The 22,408-nt window shown below is 57.4% G+C and carries 10 protein-coding genes and 1 pseudogene; 7 read left to right on the top strand and 4 right to left on the bottom strand.

From position 1 onward, the window contains the following. Window positions 1–22: 22 nt before the first annotated feature. Genes YA0848_RS25530 through recC form a run of 4 tightly spaced genes read right to left on the bottom strand, consistent with a single transcriptional unit; the run spans window position 23 to window position 13,561 of the window. Window positions 23–4,279: a sacsin N-terminal ATP-binding-like domain-containing protein gene (locus YA0848_RS25530; RefSeq protein WP_126588243.1), complete on the bottom strand. Its 4,257-nt coding sequence runs from the start codon at window positions 4,277–4,279 to the stop codon at window positions 23–25. Continuing rightward, on the bottom strand, window positions 4,276–6,393 hold the full coding sequence (recD, locus tag YA0848_RS25525; RefSeq protein ID WP_126588242.1) for an exodeoxyribonuclease V subunit alpha: 2,118 nt from the start codon (window positions 6,391–6,393) through the stop codon (window positions 4,276–4,278). The genes YA0848_RS25530 and recD overlap by 4 nt, the downstream gene beginning before the upstream one ends. Next, window positions 6,390–10,085, bottom strand: a complete 3,696-nt coding sequence (gene recB / locus YA0848_RS25520; RefSeq protein ID WP_198712536.1) for an exodeoxyribonuclease V subunit beta — start codon at window positions 10,083–10,085, stop codon at window positions 6,390–6,392. The genes recD and recB overlap by 4 nt, the downstream gene beginning before the upstream one ends. Next, the gene (gene recC, locus YA0848_RS25515; protein WP_198712537.1) at window positions 10,082–13,561 is read right to left on the bottom strand and encodes an exodeoxyribonuclease V subunit gamma; all 3,480 of its coding nucleotides are present in this window, start codon (window positions 13,559–13,561) and stop codon (window positions 10,082–10,084) included. Before recC ends, recB begins: the two co-directional genes overlap by 4 nt. A gap of 281 nt (window positions 13,562–13,842) precedes the next feature. On the opposite strand from recC, the gene YA0848_RS25510 reads away from it, so the two are divergent. The 7 genes and pseudogenes from YA0848_RS25510 to pglX form a co-directional block, all read left to right on the top strand. Beyond that, window positions 13,843–14,037 (top strand): hypothetical protein, encoded by a 195-nt coding sequence (locus tag YA0848_RS25510; protein ID WP_198712538.1) that lies wholly within the window; start codon window positions 13,843–13,845, stop codon window positions 14,035–14,037. Window positions 14,038–14,206: 169 nt separating this feature from the next. Next, a pseudogene (locus tag YA0848_RS25505) lies at window positions 14,207–14,323 on the top strand (hydrolase or metal-binding protein); the annotation flags it as partial. A gap of 302 nt (window positions 14,324–14,625) precedes the next feature. After that, entirely contained in the window at window positions 14,626–15,495 is an 870-nt protein-coding gene (locus YA0848_RS25500; RefSeq protein WP_153334712.1) for a helix-turn-helix transcriptional regulator, read from the top strand. 2 nt (window positions 15,496–15,497) lie between these two features. Next, entirely contained in the window at window positions 15,498–16,109 is a 612-nt protein-coding gene (locus YA0848_RS25495) for a DUF1819 family protein (RefSeq protein ID WP_198712539.1), read from the top strand. Window positions 16,110–16,131: 22 nt separating this feature from the next. Further along, window positions 16,132–16,707: a DUF1788 domain-containing protein gene (locus tag YA0848_RS25490; RefSeq protein WP_198712540.1), complete on the top strand. Its 576-nt coding sequence runs from the start codon at window positions 16,132–16,134 to the stop codon at window positions 16,705–16,707. An 18-nt stretch (window positions 16,708–16,725) separates the two neighbouring features. Further along, a complete protein-coding gene (gene brxC, locus YA0848_RS25485; protein ID WP_198712541.1) occupies window positions 16,726–20,379 on the top strand; it encodes a BREX system P-loop protein BrxC in 3,654 nt (1,217 codons plus the stop codon). A gap of 87 nt (window positions 20,380–20,466) precedes the next feature. After that, window positions 20,467–22,408, top strand: a 1,942-nt coding sequence (gene pglX, locus YA0848_RS25480) for a BREX-1 system adenine-specific DNA-methyltransferase PglX (protein ID WP_198731450.1), incomplete at its 3' end; no start/stop codon positions are given.

Here is a 22,408-nt window from a genome sequence, read left to right as displayed (position 1 = left end):
GGGGTCGTGGGCTGGCTCAATGTCATTCCTTGAGCACAAACATCCATTCACCTGGACGTAATCCATCGTTCGCGAGTGTTTGTAATGCGTCGTTGTGTTTGTCAAAGGTATTCATCACCTCGGTGACATCTCGTGATTTGCCATCACTTGAGACCAGCCACAGTCGCCAATCAACCTCTTGCTGGCGATATTTCAGCGCGCGCCGTCTTTCGTTGTCAGACACGAAGAATCTACCGCTCTTCAATTGAGCGACTCGTTTGACCTCGACCTGCAGAAAGCGTCTGTCATGGGGAACCAACACATCGAATCCGGCGTTACCGACGTATTCGGCGACGTGAAGCAAGCTGCGCATTTGCTCTTCGCGGGTTATCAGTGTCGAGCGCCGCTGACCTTCATCCCCAAGAAACGCCAGAGACGCGGCCAATCCCTGATGAAAGCCTTCCGGGTCCTCTTTGAGCCAGCGCATGGCTTCAGGTACGCAATGGTCCAGAACGGCCTCCTCGGCCCGTAACCCACCTGTCGCCTTGCGCCGGGCATCACGAATGAAATAATCCTCATCCTGAGGAGCATCGCGGGCAATCATACTGACGCGCGTTGCACTGAACGATTTCAAACCCAACTTATCAAGAGCTTCGGGCAGCGCACTCAGGACCAACTTCCCGCTCGCAAATGCCAGAGCATCCGTTGAGGGCGCCTGGTCTTGCGGCTCAATATCCAACCGACGATGCAAGATTACCTGGGGATCGAAATCCATCATTTTCAGCTGTGCGCTCTCGTCGGCATGCTCAACCCTGACTTCCTTCTGCAACCGTTCCAGCAACGCTTCAGTCCAGCGTTCACGAGGAGTCGCTTCAATCGCAGCTGCCAGAGCAGGCAAGGTGTCGGCCAGAGCCAACGCCGATGCATGCGTGCCTGCGAAGTCGACAAGCGGACGAAGCTTGCTGATCCCGGCCAATGCCTCTGTCACCTCATCTTCTGCGACATTCCGGGCATTCAAAAAAATCTCCGGTCTGATCACCATACCTGGAAATGGCTCGCAGCTCAGGCCCGACGCGAAGCTTTGCAGTACTTCACGAACCGACGCCACCCACAGCAACCGCTCTTCGGCAGTCAACACAAGGGCGTCAATACGCAACCGGAACTCCGCTACCTCCTGATCGGAAATTCCATACTCACGACGAAAGCGCTGAACGGATCCCGACACTCGCCCGTCTTCACCGACAGAATCCGCAGCATTGCTCCACGCATGCAGCCCATCCTTGAACAACGCACCGAATGCCCGCTTTTCTGTCAGCAGTTGGCTCAGGGGATGCGCGCATTCGACCAAGGGCACATCCGGCCCATCGAACCAGAGCTGATGCGCCCCCTGTTGCGTGACGTGTTCAAAGACATCACCTACCGAGTCTTTGCCCAGGCAGCCGAGCTTGCCGTCAAACGACCATTCGATCCAGACATCGTCATAGTGGCGGATGATCAATCTGGCGAAAATCTCCAACGCCTTGCTGGCTTTGAAATCGTTGTGCGCCGCGCTGGCAGCGGCCATCAGATCCGGCATAGCCAAATGCAACTGGCTACGCAGCTTCACCGCCAGCGGATCATTACTGTCACCGTGGCAGCTGATTTTTGCGGTTTTCGGTTCGAAATGCTCCAAACCGTAGCGGCAGGCGTTCTCTTTGCTCAGTTTTCTGACCACCCACAATTTGATGTCGTTGAACGAGAGCAATGCGGTGGGATTTTCCCCGCTATCGTGCCAGATGCGGTCCCCTGCGCTGCCCCACGCCAGTCCTTGTTGGCGCCCCGCTTCGCCGACGACTCGATAGAGCAAGGGCGGTGTCAGGCTTTCGTGCTTGAGGGTCAAATCCATCAGACTGCGATACAGCTCGCGCAAATCACGCAGCGCCGCCGAGTCCAATGTGCGCGGATCAATGTGCCGCAGGCGCTCAAAAGCGCGGCGCACCCGCTCGGCGCCATTGGTCTCCAGTGCATTGGCAATCCCAAGCTGGGCGTACCAGGTCGCGTCATTGCCTCGTTCTACTTCCAAACGCGGCAACAACAAGGTTCTGAACCCCCCACTGCTCCGCTGGCGCCAGATATCCAATGGCGCATAGGGACCCTGGCCCTGCAGCCCGTCACGGATAATCACCGGACCGCCGCTGTGCAACCAGCGGCACCGCTCCAGGGCAGCCAACAGATACCGGCCTTCCTCTCGGGCGAGAAAGCCGGAAAGCAATGGCCAGCGCGCAACAAGCTCGGTCATCGTTTCGACCGGCAACTCATCGGGCAATGCGATCGTTTCAGGGGCGGACAATGGAATAGGGCCAATCCCCAATAGCAGACACAGATCATCGATGGTGGGCGACGGCACAATACCGTCCACAACTTCAGCCAGCCAGAGCTCATCCAGTTGCGGCCACGGTCCTTTGACTCGTGCACACGCCTGTGCGGCATGCCAATGGCCATCCATCCCTTTCACCATCAGGCTGGCCAGGCTTACACCAGCACTGGCGGCAGTTTCCTTGCTAACAAAACGCCAGGCCGCGCCGACACCATGCTCCTTCGCCCGACGCAAAAACGAGCCAACGCCGCCAGTGCCCTCATGACCGGCCAAGGCCAGCGCGGCGCAGACCAGCTCGACATGATCGTCTTCGTTGTCCCCTGGACGCAGTTGCGCGAGTATTTCTGGTCGATCAAAGTTGATCAGTCCTTGCTGCGCGAGTGACATATCCAATGCAGGCGTGAAGGTCGTAATAAAGGACTTCTGACGCATGATCACTTGAGCCAGCTCGGTTTGATTTTCAAGCCCTGAGCGGCGGTAGTAGATGCGGTCGACTTCGGCACCACGATGCTGCCCCCTGGCAATTTGAACCAGCGGCTGCGCGCGCAGGACAGGCGCATTCTCCTCCAACCCCTCGCTGACAATCGGCAGGACCTTGGCGCCACTGGCCTGAATCCGCGCTAGCAGATATTCACGGTGCGATGAAAGATAACCGAGCTTCAGGTTGCGATAAGCGTAATCCGCCCAGGCTTCAAGCGCCTCGAACAGCTGTCGGTAGCGCACCAGAGGCCATGTCCGGCCAGTCGAAAAACTCTTCTTCACCATGCTTTCAAATACCGCTCCGCGCGCCTGCCAGAACAGCGTGGCGACTTCGCGTTTCAGGTGCGGGCAAGTACAGGCACGCGGCGTGGCGTATTCCCAGAATGTTTCAGCCAGGCAAACTTCCGGCGTTTGCCAGAGCTCAACAATGCACTCAGCGGCCAGATGCACCAAAGTCGCATTCCACCCAGCCGGGTCAGTCGCTTGCCCGGTGCCTTCCAGTTTTCGCAGCGTCAGGTGACGGCGCGAATTGCTCAAGTAGAAGTCGCCGTGAATCTGAACGCCAAACCCGGCAGGCTGTTCGGTGGGCAAATAGGACCAGTAGCGCGAGTTGCTCGGGTCATTGGACGCAATCACCCGCACATCAGCGACGTCCAGATCCAACCCGGTACTGGCACGCACTTCGACCGGGAATGCCATGTGCCGCTGCGCCATCGCCAGGTAATTCTTGGCGTCGATAACATGGGTGACGTCCTGCTCCCCTGCGACACTCAAGGTAATGCGCAAGCCAAGTGCGGAGCGCTCCTGCAGGAAGGCCAGCGGTCCACGGCTCAACTCCGCCATGGATGCCTCAATGCTGGCAACGACCTCAGGTTTTCTGATGTCCTGCAAGCGAATCAGTGTGACATGCTCTGAATCGAGTTCTGGCTGGGCCGAGAGCATCAGCGGCGCGTAAAAGCTGGCCGCGTCCTGGCTGATCCAACCGTCAACGGCCACCGCGAAGCGCGCCGGATGTTGCAGATGCATGCCCCAACAATGGCCATCTTCAGCACGACTCCAGACCTCGACCTGACTGCCGGCACCAAATACCGAACGAAAGCCGACACCTTTATTGCCAATGCTTTCGCCAGCTGATTTGCTGCTCGAATGCATACTCAGCAACGCCTGAATATCGGAGCGACGCCCGTCCACGCTCTGGGTCGTGATCGCGCGTCCATCGTTGGCGACTTCGAAAATCTGTCGTTGTCGATCCCAGCGAAGCAAAATATGGCCAGTAGCGCGATCAAGGGCGTTTTGCAGCAGCTCGAAGACAACCCGTCCCGAATAATCCTGCACCACCGCTTTTTCCGAGCCCAGGTCCCGCAGCCGAGTACTTTCCGGCAGGTGCCGATGTTCTTCGAGATGCGCGTGCAACAGGGCCCGCACCTGTGCAAGGTTGCGGGGTAATCCCTTGATACCGATCATCGTTGAGCCTCTTTGGACAACTCAGCCTTTAACTGCAATGCCAGCCCACTCAAACGCTGTACATTGCGGCTCACCGCGCCCTCAAACACCCCTGGGCCGGTCTCAATCAGGCTAAACCAGTTTTTCGCGCGGGTAATGCCGGTGTAGAGCAGCTCCTTGGTCAGCACCGGGTTTAGCGCATCCGGGAGCAGCAACGCGGTGTGGTTGAATTCCGAGCCCTGGGATTTATGCACGGTCATGGCGTAGACCGTTTCGACTTCAACCAGCCGGCTGGGCAAGACAAAGCGTACATCGCCAGTGCCGTCATTGCGGGGGAACGCCACCCGCAGGATCATGCGTCCGGGTTGACTGTCATCGGGCACAGGAAGGTAGAGCGCTATGCCGATGTCGCCATTCATCAATCCCAGGCTGTAGTCATTACGGGTGACCAGCACTGGTCGGCCTTCGTACCAGCCATGGTCGGTGTCGATCAGTTTGCGATGTTTCAGCTCGCCGGCCACGCGCAGATTCAATCCTTCTACGCCCCAAGGGCCACGGCGCAAGGCGCAAAGCAGCCGGAACTCATCGAAGGCTTTGAGAACATTGCTCGCCCATTGCACCCAGCCATCGCTGTTCCAGACAGTGCCAGTTGCCGGCCGCAGCTGTTGCAATTGCTCCAGGTAATAGCGATAGCCCGGGGGCTTGCCGTCAGCCTCGGGATGACCATCGATAATTAGACGGGTAAGTTTGCTGTCTTGTTCGCCTCGCAGTTTCAAGCTGAACAGTTGTTCCGGCGGATGTTCGAGCAGTTGACGAGCCTCGCCAGCATTCTTTTCGTTGACCAGCTTTGCCAGGCGTCCTATGCCTCTGTTGGCATCGAAACGTCGCGAGTAACGCAGCATCACTGTCTGCTGCGCCAAAGGGTCGCCTAGGCCCTCGCCAAGTTGCAGGCCCGTCGCCTCAACTGCTTCGTGGGTGTGTTCAGTGAGCCAGGCGCTGGTCGCCGCAGAGTAACGCCCAGCCTCGGCGTCGCGACACAGGTCACCCAGCACGGCGCCAGCATCGACAGAGGCCAACTGGTCCTTGTCGCCGAGCATGATCAAGCGTGCCTGCAGCGGCAAGGCATCGAGCAGGCAGGCCATCATTTCCAGATCAATCATCGATGCTTCATCGACCACCAACACATCCAGCGCGAGAAGATTGTCCTGATGGTGAATAAAGTTGCGCGAGTCGGGACGACTGCCCAGCAAGCGATGCAGCGTCGAAACATCGGTGGGGATGGCCCGGCGAACGTCGTCCGTCACTTGCAGTTCGCTGACCGCCTTGCCGATGGACTCCGACAAGCGTGCAGCCGCTTTGCCAGTCGGCGCGGCCAAGCGAATGCGCAAGGGTTTGCCAGCCTCGACGGCCGGGGTCTGCAGCAGCCCCAGCAGGCGCACCACCGACGTGGTCTTGCCGGTGCCAGGCCCGCCGGTGATCACGCTGAAATGCCCACGAGCAGCCAACGCACAGGCCAGCTTTTGCCAATCGGTGATCCGCTGACCACCGTCCTTGGCCGATTCTGGAAACAATTCATCGAGCCGTTTGGACAAATGATCGGGGGTGATCGGCGGCTGAGTCAGTCGAGCGCTGAGCGCTTTGGCAATTTTCTGCTCGTAGTTCCAAAAGCGTCGCAGGTACAAGCGTTGCCCGGCGAGCACCAAGGGGCGCTCCGAGTAACGTATTGGGGTGTCGCGGTCTTCGACCAGATCACTGGCAGCCAGCGCCTGGCGCCAGGTGACCGCATCCAAACCGTGCAACCACTGCGATGGTAGCTGTCCACCTTCATCGCCTTCAGGCGGCAGCGAAAGGACGAAGTCCGGCGCGCTGAGGGTTGCCGTCAGATCGAGACAGGAATGCCCTCGGCCCAATTGATGGCTGGTCATCGCAATCGCCAACAGGACACTTGGCGGCGCTTGGGGGTCCTGCTCCAGGACGAACGCGGCCATTGAACGATCCAGGGCGCGCAGCCAACCGCGGGTCACCCAAAGCTCCAACTGCTGCAGCAAATCCTGGCTAGAAGCCTGAGACAGGGCAATCGCAGGTGCGTCGCTGCTGCGCTGGCTGTCACTGAGTTGTTTGAGTGTCAGGATCATACTGCCACCTCCGTGTGCTGGCCCATGAAAAGTCTGTCCATTTGTTCGATGAGTTGGCGAGGCGGTCTTTCGAAATGCACACCCTGGCTGGCAGAATGGTGCCCGCGCACGAATAGATACACAGCACCGCCCATGTGCCGGTCGTAGTCATAGTCACGTAGGCGCAACTTCAATTGCCGATGCAGGGCCAGCAGATAGAGGCAGAACTGCAGGTCGTAGCGCTTGCTGAGCATGGTTTCGGCCATCGATGCAGCGTCATAACTGTCGTCATTGCGGCCCAGCCAGTTGGACTTGTAGTCGGCCACGTAGTAGCGCCCCTGATGTTCGAACGTCAGGTCGATAAAGCCTTTGAACATACCGTTCAGCTGGCCGGGATTGAGTACCGGTCGCGGTTCGCCATTCAAGGTATATTGGCGCACCAATTTGTCGAGCTGCTGGACATTTACCGACTGACTGGAAAACCAGAACTCCATCTCCACCTGATAGGTGCTCAAGCCACTCAGGCTGACCGAGCTGCCGTCAAAACGCAGCGGTGTACTCAGATAGGATTTGAGCCAAGCTGCCAGTGGTTCGATCCAGGTTTCCCAGCTTCGCAGGTTGCAACGGCGGCCAACTGTGCTGTCGATCGACTCGGGCATGGCCTGAGCTTTCGCGAAGCCTTCGTTACCCGCCCACTCGAACAACCCATGCAGGAAAGTACCGGGGCCTGCGCCACGGGGAAAACCGTGAATGCCCGGACCCGCAGGAAGCGTCGCGACTATTTCATCCACAGCAAGGCCCTCCTCGGTGAGGTTCGCCTCCAGGGCCGTGGCAGGCTCAAGCCGCTGACCAGCTTCGGAGCCCATCAATTGGTTGCCGTCGGCGATGGACAGTGCCGAGTAGCTGGCGATCCACCAGTTTGAGGCGGGCTTATGCAATGGGATCAATGCCTGGCTGAGCTCGGCTTTTAGTGGTGGTGTATAACAATCATCCGTGGCCTCGGGTGCTGGTTCACAGACGATGTGTTCGCAGTCCCCGCGCAGGTCGGACAAAAGCGATTCAAGTTGCCCGGCAACAATCTTGTCACCGCCAGCCAGCAGATAACCCAGGCCGCCTTTATCCAGATCGGTCGCCTTGCCATTGGAGCGACCCACTGCTGCGATACCCAGCCAGGTGGCGTAACGGGCACGGGTCAATGCCACATAGAGCAGACGCATTTCCTCGCCCAGACGCTCGTCGTTGGCTTTTTCATACGCCACCCTGGCTGCCTCGGACTTGCCCAATTCGATGCACAACTCGCCGTCATCGTCGCCATGGAACATCGGCGGCGACTTGCTACGACCATTGAGTTCAGTCGCGTTGCAAATGAATGGCAGCAGAACCAGTGGATACTCCAGCCCCTTGGATTTGTGGACGGTGATGACTTTAATCAGATCAGCATCGCTTTCCAGACGCAGTATTTCTTCTTCACTGGCAGCTTGCAGCTGCTCGGCCAAGTGACGAATCAATGCATTTTCGCCGTCCAGCTCAGTGGCGCTACGCTGCAGCCATTCGGCCAGATGCAGCAAGTTGGTCAGGCTGCGTTCGCCGTCGGTCTGCAGCAACAAACGCGCGGGTATCTGAAAGTCTGCCATCAGTTTGCGCAGCATCGGCAGCACACCTTGCTGCTGCCAGAGATGACGATAATCCCGGAAGCGTAAAACCTGTTGCTCCCAGTAAAGTTCGTCATGGTTGAGCTGCTCCAGCGTCAGCCAGCTTAAGCCAATGCTGCGCGTCGCCAGCGCCGCCCTGAGCAGGCGATCCACTGAAGGCTCAGCGCAGGCACGCAGCAGATAAAGCAGGTCCTGGGCTTCTGGACTGTCAAACACCGAGTCGCGATCAGACAGATATACGCTGGCCAGTTTGCGCTGGGACAGCGACTTGCGGATGGCCTCGGCTTCGGTTCGATTGCGCACCAGAATCGCGATGTCGGCCGGTCTCAGGGCAACGAAGCTGCCATTGGGCTGACGCAGACCTGCTTGCTGGGCACCATCCGGCACCAACCAGGATTGAATAGCCGAAGCCGCTGCTTCTGCCATGCCTCGCCGGTACGCCCCGGTGCTGATCATGCCGTCAGTGCCGGGTAGGCTCCACAACGTCATCGCGGCAGCGGCCTCACCGCCTATTTCCAGACGCGCCTCGCGCCCCTTGGCAAGCACGGCGGAAAACGGCACTGGATTGGCAAAGCCTTCCCGGGCAAACCGAAAGGCCGCTCGCGGATGTCCTTCGGCAAACTCGAAACAGCGGTTGGCGGCCGTCACCATGGCCTCGGTAGAGCGGAAGTTTTTACCCAGGGTGTAATGTCGTCCACTGGTGGCTTCACGGGCGCTCAGGTAGGTGTAGATATCCGCGCCACGGAAGGCATAGATCGCCTGCTTGGGGTCACCGATCATGAACAGGCCGCTGTCCGGCGAGTTGTCGGCGATGCGGTAGATGCTCTCGAAAATCCGGTACTGCACAGGGTCGGTGTCTTGAAATTCATCGATCAAGGCAACCGGATACTGCTCACGAACAGTTTTTGCCAGTCGCTCACCCGACTGCCTCTGCAGCGCCGCATCGAGCCGATTGAGCAGATCATCGAAGCCGATTTCGGCGCGGCGCAGTTTTTCGGTATCGAAACGCTCGCTGATTTCAGCCAGCGCATGAAGTAGCAACTGGGCCCGAATGTCCTGCTTGCTTGCTTGATGGTCCGCCAAGGCGTCGATGGCTGCGAACGCTGGATGCGATGGGGCCTGTGCGCCACCGGTGAGCTTGAAACGCTCCTGACCAAACTTGCTCAGATTGCCAGGTGCGGTCTGGCCCTGGCTCCAGTTCGCCAAGGCCTCAAGCCACCCGGCAAATACCTGATCATCCTTGACGCCCCGATAGGTATTGCCATGCAGCTTGCTGCGCATGCCGTGCAGCAATTGTTCAATCTGCTGCCGGTCATCGCGCCATGTCGTTCGTGCGAGCTGCTCCAATGCAGAGAGGCTGACCTTCCAGTCAGCAGGCGCCTTGAGCAAGGCCGCCAGGGTTCCGGGGGCAGGCAATACTGCGCCGCCATGCATGAAGCTCGCAGTACGTCGCGCCAGCAAGGACGAGAGCAGCTGACCCAACTCTTGAGGCCCGCTGAAATAGTCGGCGATCACCTCAGCCTGATCCAGCGATAGCCCATAAAAATGCCGCCGCCAGTAATCCCTCACCACCTCGGCCAGCAATTCGCTCTGATCGGTTTCCAGCGTCTGGGTGAACAGGCTGCCGCTGTCGAAGGCATGCTCACGCAACATCCGATAACACCAGCCATGGATGGTCGAGACCGCCGCCTCATCCATCCACTCGCCGGCCAGTTGTAGGCGACGGGCGCAATTGGGCCACTGCTCAGCCGGATAATCAGCGCGTAGTTGCTCCAATAACGAATCGTGACTACCGAGGGGCTCGGCGAAACAATGCGCGGCTTCACTCAAACGCAGGCGGATACGATCCCGCAATTCCTGAGTGGCGGCGTCGGTAAAAGTCACGACCAGAATCTGCGGAGGATTGAGCGGCTCTTTGAATGCATTCGCGCCGCCGTGCCCAAGCACCAGCCGCACATACAGCAACGCAATAGTGAATGTCTTGCCGGTCCCGGCGCTAGCCTCGATCAGACGGCTGCCGTGTAACGGAAAATTCAGAGACTCCAGATTCACGGGATTCATAGGTCGCTCCCTGCGCCAGCAGATGAAAGATGGTTAAACAGAGGGCCATACAGGTGTTCGGCCAACAACGTAAATCGTCCATCACCAGACAATGCATCGAAGTCGGGATAAGCGCGGCGCAAGGCGGCCGAACTGGCGACCTCCCCGGTCACCATATAGCCGCCCTCGAATGTTTCCCTGGCCTGGTCCAGAGCCGCGCCCCCACTGCCCGACAACCAGGCGAAAGCAGTCTTGCAGCCAACCGGCAGCGGTTCGCACATGCCCTCGACCCAGTATTGCAACAAGTGCTGCAGATGGTCTTGCGCAGTAGCCTTGCTCAATGGCGGGAACAGCACATTGCCGTTGAGACAAACCAAAATCGTCGTGCACGGCTCGGTACCCAGCTGCAAAGCAAGGTGCCGTACCCAGAGACGGACTAGGTTATGCCAACGAAAACCGTCGTCGGTGAGCAGTTTGTTGCTCACCAGTTGCACGTAGGCCAAGTCCTTCCCGGCGTTACGGCGTAGCCCGCCCAGCCAGTCGACGAAGCCTGGCGTCGAATCCGTCGGCTCGCACCTGAGCTCGATCTGGCCTGGCTCTACCTCGCTCCATTCCTGAATGGCCGCGTGGTAACGCGCCATCAGATCAGGAAGCGGTCCAGCAAGCTTGGCCGCACTCAGTGAGCCGAATGCCGCCAAGGGCAATTTGCCCTCCCGTTGCAAACGCTGCACATGCTGTTCCAGCTGGGCGTCCATATGCTCGGGCTGATAGGACTCCTCGACCCAGCGTTTGAGTGATTGGCTCAAGGTTTCCTGATGCTGCCAATTCTCCAGCGCGTCCAGCTCAAAAGGCTCCTCATCGCGGCTGACCATTTCATCACTGTCGAAATGTACCTTGAGGCGCTGTTGAAAGAACGCAGCCACTGGATCGCGCAGAAAACCCGCCAGTTGGCGCAGGTTCAAAGGCGTGTCTTGCTGGAGCGGTGTCAGCTCGATCGGCGCCTGCACTGCCTCGGCAACCGTATGGACGTTGCGCCACTCATGGGAATAGGTGAACAGACCATCCGGTCCCGACAGATTCGCAAAGTACGAAGGGCTAAAGGGCTGCAGCGGGTGTTCCAGGGTCAGAGCGTCAATCAGCGCCTTCGGATTCTCCTCGCTACCGCTCAGTCGCCAACCGGTCGACAGGTGATCGCGCAGTTGCCCGATCAAAACCGATGGCACCCGCTCACTGTTGTCGCGGATATTGCGCCCCACCCAACTGACATACAGCTGATCCCTGGCCGACAGTAGCGCCTCAAGCAGCAGGTAGCGGTCATCCTCACGGCGGGAACGGTCACCGGGACGGTAGTCATGACGCATCAGGTCGAAGTCGACATGGGACTGCTGGCGAGGGTAGTCGCCATCATTCATGCCAAGCAAGCACACCACCTTGAAGGGGATCGCACGCATCGGCATCAAGGTACAAAAATTCACCGCGCCCGCCAGGAAGCGTTGGGACAGGCCGCCCTGATCCATGCCGCCAAGCCAAGTTTCGTGGACAACGCTCAGCGGCACCGCCTCATCAAACTCAGCCTGGTTGCAGGTTTTCAGCCAGTCATCGAGAATCTTCAGCAGTTGGTTGACGAGCAATTCATCGGCCTCGCCAACGGGCCGGAAAAACACCTTGAGCAGCGACTGGAAACGCTCAACCCAAACCTTCGGCACTGTGGGTTGCTGCAAGTCCAGACGGGCGATTTCCATGTGATCGAGCAGGGTAAGCAACGGGCCTGCCAGCGCGGCTTCGAGGCCGGAGACTTCGTCGTAAGGCTCGATGCCGTCCAGCGCCGGGCCTTTGCCCGCGGCATATCCCAGCAGCATGCGGCGCAAGCCGAAGCGCCAGGTGTTTTGTTCAAGCCCGGCTGGCATGTCCAGGCTTTCACGCTGCGCTCCATCGAGTCCCCAGCGGATACCGGATCCTTCAATCCAGCGATGCAGCGTAGGCAGATCGGCCTCGGTGACGCCAAAGCGGGCACGAAGCGCGGGTACATCAAGCAGGTCAAGAATATCGCTGACCGCAAAACGGCTCTGCGGCAGCTTGAGCAAGTGTTCCAGCGCGATTAACAGCGGCTCGCGACCACGCTGCCCTTGGTCGGCGAGAGTAAACGGGATGTAACGCGGGTCGTGGTAAGGCACTTGCCCGAAGACTGCCTCGATGTGCGGCGCATACGCATTGATGTCCGGGACCATGACAATCACATCACGCGGGCTGAGCCCCGAGTCTGCACTGAAACGGGCCAGCAGCTGGTCATGGAGGATTTCCACTTCTCGCTGGGGGCTGTGCGCCACATGGAAACGTACCGAGCGATCCTTGTCCGACAGTACCGGCGCCCAGTGTTCGCGAGTTTCAGCCAGTGGGCGCAGTTCCAGAATGTCGTCCTGCAACTGCGATAGCAGCGTCGGTGCCTCCTCTTCGCTGAACAGGTCGATTCGTCCGCCGTTCACGTCGTCAAACAGATGCCGGTAGCTGGAGGGGTCATCGTAGCTGTCGAGAAGATTGATATAGTCGCGACCCTGCTTGCCCCAGGCGGCCAGCAACGGCTGACCATTTTGATGCAGCGAATCCGCGCCCAGTGCCAGGCTGACGACCTTATGCTGCTGACGTTTGTAGCTGTGCAGCAGCAGATCCTTGTCGGCGACGATATCGATCCAGTGGTGACGACAGGGGTTATGCACGCAGAGCAGCACCTGACTGAAACGCGAGAGCATCGCCAGGGCTTCGAGCACCTGAGCCGGCATCGACGAAATACCAAACACCACGATCCGCCGCGGCAGGCCCTGCGGAGCCTGCTCCACCGACTGCAAGCGGGCAACAAAGCGCTTATGGACACCTGCTCGGCTGCGCTCAAGCGCGCCTTCGCCGACATCCAGCAACAGCTCGCGCCACAGGTCAGCCTGCCAGAGATTATCGGCATCCAGCGGGTTGGGTATGCCATTGATCTGCTTGAGCTGGTCGCGGACTTCAGCCCAGTCTTCCAGCCAGTCCGCACGGTACACCTGGTACTGATCGAACAAATCGGCCAGACGCTCGGCTAACTGATGACGCTTGCGCAGATCGTCGTCCTGCTCCAGAAACCGCTGCAGGCTCTGGAAATTAGGCTTGCTCATCAGCTGCGGCAGCAAGCGCATCAGCCGCCAGCTCAGGGGAGTCTTGTCCAGTGGCGAGGTTTCAGGTGTTGAGTCCTTACCCAGCACTGATCGATAGGCTTGCCACAGAAAACGTGCCGGCAACTGCACATCCAGCGCAGCTGCAATGCCGCAACCGCCTACTTGAGGGTCATCTGCCAGGGCCAGCTTGAGCCACTGAGAAATACCATTGCTATGGACCAGCACAACTTCGTTTTCCAGTGGTGCCAGCGGATAACGCTGCATCCAATTCACAGCCAAGGCTCGCAAATCATCGAGACGATTGCTGTGGATAATCATGAAGCCAGGCTTCAACTCGTCAGCGTCCTGCATAAACCACTCCCACATTCTTAGACTGTCGCCAACACCTGGGTGCCGGCATCGGAAAAGCTGTTAGTACACTAGGGCCAGATTCGCCCTGAACGCCTTCAAAATCGGAACCAGGCCAAGCGCAGCTGCTGAGCGCAGACCGGTTTTTCGAGCCAAAAAGAGGTGTTTCGATGACCGACCGTAATGACACGATCGGCACTCATCACCGCATAACTGTTGCGGGATTTTTTGGCGAGTTGTCGATCCTGGCTGCACACGCTTTGTAGCAGGCCATCGAACACATCATGATCAAACAGTTAAATCTCGGCGCCGTACTTCCAGATTCGCACACCAAATTTGCGCAACCACTCATCCTGAAGCGCACGAATTCCCCGCTGGGTACAGCGCTGAACGGCATGATCACTCAACTCCATACCCCCTTTCGCCCGCCTGGCGATGATCTGCATGACATAGAAAACATCAAATCCTCCTTGATTTAGGCTCCAGCGATCGGGGCCAAAATTTCGTACACGCAGACGATATGTCGTTAAACACTACAGGGGAATATTGGGCGGATATACAGGTCAAGTTTTGCAGCAGGTTCCTCGTGCAGACAGGAAAAAAAGCAGCATATGGCGGGCGGAGATCCATTGTTGTGTGCGTTTTGTTGACGGTTGCCCTTCGCTGGCCAAAGACAATGCCTGCAGGCCCTAGTGGGGACTGAATGTGGTGCTCGGCGACGATGACCCGCTCGGCAGCTCCGTCTTCCGCACTACAGGCTTCAGCATCCGCATCCGCATCCGCATCCGCATCCGCATCCGCATCCGCATCCAAGAGTATTGGGCTCTTTATTTTTCTCTGTTCAAGCTAGCTACTGACAATGCGGCCCGGCCAAGTGAACTTGTAAATAGGGCTTACGAATTGCGCTCGTTAATAATCGATCGGCGTTAATTTTCACGCACCCGGCACCGACGCTATCAGCAATCCACTCGATATCAATCAAAACGCAAAAAACTTTACAGTAAATAAATTTACACTGCTGCCTCGTATCAGGCATCATCTGGACCAGCTCACATTCAGGAATGCCAATGCCGCTCCCCAAACACGAAGCCCTCCTCAGGCTACGCGCGATAGAGCTAATCAGCTATTGGGAGGGTCGCCTGGTCACCACTCAGTTGATGACATGGTTTGGCATCAGCCGCCAGCAAGCTTCTTCCGACATCAATCGCTATAACAGCGAATTCAATCCAGGCTCGCTAATTCACAGCCCTGCAGTTAAAGGCTATGTCCCGACGGCTGGCTTTCAGCCCGTACTGAGCGCTGGGCACATCAATGAGTACATGGCACTCATCGGCGATCAATCTGATCAGCCCGTGTCTGAAATTTTGGAAGCCCACCCCAGCGTCACTACTGTCCAACTTCCAGACCGTGCAGCCCGCCCTGAAGTGGTTCGCGAGTTAATCAGAGCCTGCCGCAATGCCGGCAGCCTGAAAATACTCTACGCCTCCATGTCCAACCCGCAAATTCATGAACGCGTGATTTCACCTCACACGCTCGTTTATACCGGTTTTCGCTGGCACGTTCGCGCTTGGTGCCATAAGCGCCAAGCCTTCCGCGACTTTTTGCTCTCACGTATCTGTCGCACGCCAAAATCGTGCGACGCTCACGCCCCATTATCAAGTACAGACAGTAGCTGGCACGACCAAGTCAACCTGACACTGATCCCTAATGAGCTACTCAGTGATGCCCAAAAGTCTTTAGTAGAACGCGATTTCGGCATGCCAGAAGGACGCCTACAGCTGACTGTTAGCACAGCACTTGCCCACTACACCCTTCAACGCTATCAGGCGGCCATCACCGCAGAGGAAGCCGAGCGAGTACGCGAGCATCCATTGCAATTGCTTCCAGCTGATCGCGCCAAGCTAACTCCCTTCCTTTTTAGCAGTGATGGGGAATAGGCATGCATAGCTTCCATTACGGCTCTGACTTAATCGGCGGCTCGTTGCAGGTGCGTGAATCACGCATCGTTGCAGACCTGCTGTTGCAGGACGCCAGCCCTGAGCAATGGCATGAGGCCATACAGCAACAGAACCGGCTGCAGAAACGCGCACTAGCCTCGGCCAAGCGTGTGGCTCACGCCATCCGCAAGCGACTGGAGCGACTGGATGCCCCTTTCTGGAGGGCAATTCGAGATGGAGATGATGAACTCGCCACCCAAGTGGTTTTCTGCTCGGCCTTGGAACGCAACCTGCTGCTCGTCGAATTCATCGAGACCGTCCTCAAAGACGCTTTCGTCACCCGCGCCGGCGTGCTCGAACCCTACCACTGGAATGAGTTTCTGGATGAACGCAGCCATCGAGATTCGACCATCACCACCTGGACGGAGTCCAGCCGTAAGAAGATGGCGCAGGTCGTCTATCGCATGCTGGCCGAGGTCGGCCTGTTGAAAAGCACCCGCAACATGAAACTACAAAAACTGATGATTCGGTCAGAGGTCCGCGTTTTGCTGGATGACAGCTACCGCTATCGCATAAAAGCCTGTTTGGAAGTATCCAATGCCACCGGACAGTAGGCGTGGAATAAGGAGTGTTCGCATGAATCAGCAACTGCAGGATCGGCTAAACCAGATCCCAGACAAGATCCTCACCGAAGAGTTCTTGAAGAGCCAAGGATTGGGCAATGAGCTCGGTTTCTGGATCTTCGACTACGCCCCCGAGGATGAGCTGCAGGTGCGCGAATACCTCAATTTTCTGCAGGGGTTCCTCGCCAAGAAGCACAGCCAGCTCAAAGTGGCTCATATCAATCTGCTGCAGGCTATGCGCGAATATCTGGATCAACGCAGCTTCACTGAAAAAGCCATTAAGATGCAGCAAACCAAAGGTGACCTCGCGCTGCTCAAGGCTCTGTCCGGACCGCTGCATATGGACAAATTCGCGCCCTTCCTGATGGAGCATAGCGACGCCGATCAACACGACGTGGTGCTAATCAGTGGTGTCGGCTCAGTTTGGCCGGTTCTTCGCGCCCACAACCTTCTCAACAAGCTACACGCGCTGCTTGGCCACAAGCCTCTGGTTCTTTTTTACCCCGGTCATTACTCAGGGCAGTCACTCGCCTTGTTCGACCGCATTCCCAGCAACAACTACTACCGCGCCTTCAAGCTGGTTCCCTGATCAATAAGGACGATTGCCGTGAGCATTAAAGATATTTTCTTCAAGGAACTCGATCGCCCGATCAACGGCGTGGTTAAGGCGGATCAGTCAGACGACGCAACCGTGCACCAAGAGCTGGATGAATACGTTGTCACCAACGAGCTGGAAAAACACTTCCGCAGCTTCTTCGAGTCCTACAGTACTGACTTGAACGATCCCTCCATTGCCAACCGCGTGGGCGTATGGATCAGCGGTTTCTTTGGCTCGGGTAAGTCGCACTTCCTCAAGACCTTGTCATACCTGCTGGCCAACATCGAAGCGCGCGATGAGCAGGGCAACGCTCGCAAGGCTGTTTCCTTCTTTGATGCGAGCAAACTGCGTGATGCCACCATCCGTGCCGACATCGACAAGGCCGTTGCCAACAGTGCCGATGTCATCTTGTTCAACATCGACAGCAAAGCCAGCTCCAACGATGCTGGCAACCCGATCCTCAATGTCTTCCTACGGGTGTTCAACGAGCATCAAGGTTTCAGTGGCGACCATCCCCACATCGCCCACATGGAGCGTCATCTGGCCCAGCGCGGCGTCTATGAGCGATTCAAACAAGCCTTTAATAATTCCACCGGGATGGACTGGAATGAGGAGCGTGATGGCTATCAGTTCTATCAGGATGACATTGAGCAAGCGGTAGCCGCAGCCCTCGATCTGTCTGCTGAAGCCGCGCACAAATGGTTCGAAGACTCCGAACAAACCTTCAGCGTCTCGGTCGAAAACTTCTGCAACTGGGTGCGGGAATACCTCGACACCCAGCCAGCCAAACACCGCGTGCTGTTCCTGGTGGACGAAGTCGGCCAGTTCATCGGCAGCGACACCAAACTGATGCTGACCCTGCAGACCATCACCGAAAACCTCGGCACCATCTGCAAAGGCCGCGCTTGGATCATCGTCACCTCTCAGGCCGATATGGATGCCGTATTGGGTGAGCTATCCGCCTCCAAGGCCAACGATTTCTCGAAAATTGCCGGGCGCTTCAAAACCCGACTTTCACTGTCCAGCTCCAACACTGACGAAGTCATCCAGAAGCGTCTACTGCGTAAAACACCGGAAGCTGAAGCCGAGCTGCGCGCCCTCTGGGAACTTAAAGGCGACATCCTGCGCAACCAGATCACCTTCGACCGCTCCGGCCCGACCCTGAAGAACTTCGATGGTCCGGAAAGCTTCATCAGCAACTACCCCTTTGCGCCGTACCACTTCCAGCTGGTGCAAAAGGTCTTCGAGGAAATCCGCAAGGTCGGTGCCACCGGAGCGCACCTGGCCTACGGCGAGCGTTCCATGCTCGATGCCTTCCAGATGGCAGCCATGGCCATTGCGGAGAAACCGCTCGGCGCGCTGATTCCCATGTACAGCTTCTACCGCGCTGTCGAAGGCTTCCTCGATACAGCAGTCAAGCGCACCATCGACCAGGCGGGCGAAAGCAGCGTCCTCGACGCCTTCGACGTACAGATCTTGCGCACTCTGTTCATGATCCGCTATGTCGACCTGATCAAGGGCACCCTCGACAACCTCGTCACCCTATCCATTGAACAGGTCGACGAAGACAAACTGGCTCTACGTCGAAGCATCGAAGAAACCCTCCAGCGCCTCGAAAAGGAAAGCCTGATCACCCGCAACGGTGACGAATTTGTCTTCCTCACAAACGAGGAACGCGACATCACCCGCAAGATCAAGGCCACAGAGATCGCCGGTTCAGAAGAGAACAAGGCACTGTCGGACCTGATCTACAAAGACCTGCTCAAGGACAAGAACAAGTTCCGCTACAGCGTCAACAAGACCGACTACAGTATCGGTCGCTACCTCGACGGCCACAGCCTGGAAGGCCGTTACGAGCACGACCTCCGTACCGAAGTGATCTCGCCACTGGATCTCGACTACACCCTCTATGGCGAAGCCGGCTGCATCAATAAAAGCAACGAAGCTCCTGCCGGCATGGCACTGTTCAAATTACCCGATAGCAAGGATTTCTTCACCGAACTGCGCACCTGGCTGAAGACCAACAAGTTCATCCGCCTCAACGACGACGGCAGCCAACCTGAGCTGAGCAAGATCCTCGCCGAACGCGGCCGAGAGAACCAGGAGCGTAAAAAGCGCCTGCGCTTGCTGCTGGAAGAGCTGACCGAGCGCGCGGAGGTCTATGCGCAGGGCCAGCACTTGAAACTCAACAGCAACAGTATCGTCAGCAAGTTCGACGAAGCGTGCCAGTACCTCCTCGAAAACACCTTCACCAAACTGGGCTACCTGCGAGTACTACAGCAGGAGCCCGAGCGTGAACTCCACGCCATTCTGCACACCAATGACATCGGCCAACTCGGCTTGACCCTCGATGGTGACGAAGGCAACCCGCAGGCCATCAAGGAAGTTGAGCAGTTCATCTCACTGCGCGCCTCCGGTAACGAACGCTTACTGGTCGCCGACATCATCGAACGCTTCAGTAAGCGCCCCTACGGCTGGCCGGACGGAGAGATCCTGCTGGTCCTCGGTCGCCTGGCTGCTTCCAGCCATATCTCGTTCCACGCCGCAGGCCCCAGCATGCCGCTGCCGGACGCCTTCGAGTACCTTACCAACAGCCGTAAGCGTCGTGAAATCTCGGTGCAGAAGAAGCGCCAGACCGACGAAGGACTACTCAAGCAAGCACGTAATCTGACCCAAGAGCTGTTCAACGCCCTTGGCCCCGCAGGCGAGAAGGAATTATTCGAGTATTACTCCGGACACTTCGGCAGCTGGCGCACCAACCTGGAAAAATACAAAGCAACGGTTAGCGCCGGGCGTTTTCCTGGCAAAGAAGCCGTCGAAAAGGCCCTGCTCATCCTGCAGCGCCTGCTCAGCAACACTGACAGCGTCGACTTTTTTAAGGTTGTGGTCGACAACAAGGATGACTTCCTAGATCTGGAAGAGGACTACCGTGACTTACATGAGTTCTTCACCAACCAGCTGCATACCTGGCAGCAACTGCAGCAGGCATTGCGTCGTTTCGACAAAAATAAAACCGCGCTGGATAAAGATGAGAAAGCCCGCAAAGCGTTAACTGAGCTGAAGGCCATCGAACAGAACGCCGCGCCCTACGGCCAATTACACCAAGTCGCTACCTTGGTTGAAGCGGTTGAAGCCATTAACGCAGGCATCCTAGGTGAAAAGCGTCAACATGCCCTGGCGCGTGTTGACGAGAAGATCGCCCAACTGCAGGCCGAGATTACTAAGAGCGGCATCGAAACCGCCGAGCTGAGTAACCGGCTGCTGCGCCCGCTACAGCTGGTCAAGGCGGATCTTGAGACCGAAACCAGCATCGCCAATATCTACATGCTGCAAACCCAGACCGCCGACGAGCGCCTGCATGACGGTGTATTCGATCTGGAACGTGCCATCCAGGCCGAGGCCGAGCGCCAGCAGAAGCTTCAGCAGGAGCAGGACAATTCGGCAAGCGGCGTCAAAAAAGACCGAGCGCCTGCCCTCGTGCCAACCTCAAAACCTGTAGCGCAGCCCAAACCCGTATTCGAGGTGGCAGCGACCAGCGTGTTTAACAAACTAGGGAACGGATTGTATCTAGAAAGCCAGAGCGATATTGACCGCTTTATTGAGGCCCTCAAGGCCGAGCTGGAAAGTGCCATTAAGCAAGACAAACGCGTTCGTATTCGCTGACACAGCGCGACCGGTAGGAGGGAGAGACCAGCTCCAGGCCGCAGCAACGCAGCAATACCAGCTCAAGTAGAATTAGGGAAAGCCCATATGAACACCAACAACATTAAACGCTACGCCCCCAAGGCACGCACCGCCTTCATTGCCGCAATGACCAAGCGCGCGGCGCTGTTTGGCATCAGAGAGTCCAGCATCCCCAGCATGGGCATCGAGCCGCTGGAGCAGAAAGGCGATCTGGCCCTGATCGAAGATCGGCCTTTCCCGGCCAGCATCATCCGGCCTCGCGCCGCGTTGGTGAAAAAGGTCGAGCAAATGGGCTTTGCTCAGACCATGGAGCAGTCGGCTTACAGCTGGTTCAACCGTCTATGCGCTATCCGTTATATGGAGCTAAAGGGGTATCTCGAACACGGCCGCTGTGTGCTCAGCCATCCAACTCAGACGGGCAGCTTCCAGATCCTTGACGACTGCCTAGATATCGAGCTGGAAGGCCTAGACCGGCCGCGCATTGCCGAACTGAAACTCGACGGCACCAAGGATGAAGAACTGTACCGCGAGCTACTGCTTGCCCAGTGCCATGCCCTGCACAAGGCCATGCCCTTTCTCTTTGAGGCGGTCGACGACGCCACTGAGCTGCTGCTGCCGGACAACCTGACCAAGACCGACTCGCTGATCCGCGAGCTCGTCAGCGCCATTCCCAAAGAGGACTGGCAGGACGTAGAGATCATCGGCTGGCTTTACCAGTTCTACATCTCCGAGAGGAAAGATCAGGTCATCGGCAAGGTGGTGAAAAGCGAGGATATTCCCGCCGCCACCCAACTGTTCACCCCCAACTGGATCGTCCAGTACCTGGTGCAGAACTCTGTGGGCCGCCAGTGGCTGCAGACCTATCCAGACTCGCCGCTCAAAGCCAAGTGGAGTTACTACATCGAGCCAACGGAGCAAGGCCCGGATGTGCAGGGACAGCTGGCGGCCATCACCCCGGACAGCATCGATCCGCTAACCATTAAGGTACTCGACCCAGCCTGCGGTTCTGGCCATATCCTGGTCGAGGCTTATAAGGTGCTCAAGGATATCTACTCCGAGCGCGGCTTCCGCTCCCGCGATATTCCACAGCTGATCTTGGGGAATAACCTGTTCGGCCTGGATATCGACGACCGCGCCGGGCAGCTCGCCGGCTTCGCTCTGATGATGCTGGCCCGTGAGGACGACCGGCGTATCTTCAGCCGCGTGGCTGATAATGGCTTCAAACTAAATGTGCTGTCTCTGCAGGAAAGCCGCAACTTTGACGTGTCCGCGCTGTGGAGCGCCCTCAATCTGAGTAGCGACTGGCAGCTTGGCCAGTCGCAGAACTTATTCGATCAGGATCAGTGCGACCTTAGCTCCGCACCGACCGACAACCGATTCAGCCTGCTGAAAAACACTCTGGCCCGCTTCAGCCAGGCTAAGACCTTCGGTTCGCTGATCGAGGTGCCGGCCGAGGATGCCGAGCCGCTGGGAGAGCTGCTTGAACAGATGCGACAACTGGTGCGTGACGGCGACGTGATGCAGAAACCAGCAGCGGAGCAACTTATTCCCTTTCTGCAACAGGCGTGGATACTGGCGCAGAAGTACGATGCAGTCATAGCTAACCCTCCATATATGGGCACTCGAATGATGAATTCCGAGCTCAAGGGGTTTGCTGCAAAATATTATGAGAGTAGCAAAACAGACATCTATTCAATGTTTATGGAGCGCGGATTGCGCCAGTTAAACGCTAGCAGCCATTTAGCGATGGTTGCAATGCAAAGCTGGATGTTTCTATCTTCACACGAGAAGATGCGAAAAAAAATAATAGACGCGAACTCAATAGTATCGTTATTGCATCTTGGCCCTCGAGCATTTTCTCAGATATCCGGAGAGGTAGTCCAAGTCGCAGCATTCTGTATTCAAGGCTGCTCGATAAAAGGATGGAAACCTACATTTCAGCGATTAGTGGACGGGGTGGAGGGCGAAAAAATAGATGCATTTCATGCCAAAAAAGATGTCTTTAATC

The sequence above is a fragment of the Pseudomonas sp. S4_EA_1b genome (genome assembly GCF_016307435.1).
GTDB classification, from domain to species: domain Bacteria; phylum Pseudomonadota; class Gammaproteobacteria; order Pseudomonadales; family Pseudomonadaceae; genus Aquipseudomonas; species Aquipseudomonas rhodesiae.
This window is presented reverse-complemented; position numbering and strand designations above follow the sequence as displayed.

What these genes read in the sequence shown, in the direction of transcription:
- YA0848_RS25530 (WP_126588243.1), bottom strand. Translation starts at nt 4,279, where the DNA reads ATGATCGGTATCAAGGGATTACCCCGCAACCTTGCACAGGTGCGGGCC.
- recD (WP_126588242.1), bottom strand. Translation starts at nt 6,393, where the DNA reads ATGATCCTGACACTCAAACAACTCAGTGACAGCCAGCGCAGCAGCGAC.
- recB (WP_198712536.1), bottom strand. Translation starts at nt 10,085, where the DNA reads ATGAATCCCGTGAATCTGGAGTCTCTGAATTTTCCGTTACACGGCAGC.
- recC (WP_198712537.1), bottom strand. Translation starts at nt 13,561, where the DNA reads ATGCAGGACGCTGACGAGTTGAAGCCTGGCTTCATGATTATCCACAGC.
- YA0848_RS25510 (WP_198712538.1), top strand. Translation starts at nt 13,843, where the DNA reads ATGATCAAACAGTTAAATCTCGGCGCCGTACTTCCAGATTCGCACACC.
- YA0848_RS25500 (WP_153334712.1), top strand. Translation starts at nt 14,626, where the DNA reads ATGCCGCTCCCCAAACACGAAGCCCTCCTCAGGCTACGCGCGATAGAG.
- YA0848_RS25495 (WP_198712539.1), top strand. Translation starts at nt 15,498, where the DNA reads ATGCATAGCTTCCATTACGGCTCTGACTTAATCGGCGGCTCGTTGCAG.
- YA0848_RS25490 (WP_198712540.1), top strand. Translation starts at nt 16,132, where the DNA reads ATGAATCAGCAACTGCAGGATCGGCTAAACCAGATCCCAGACAAGATC.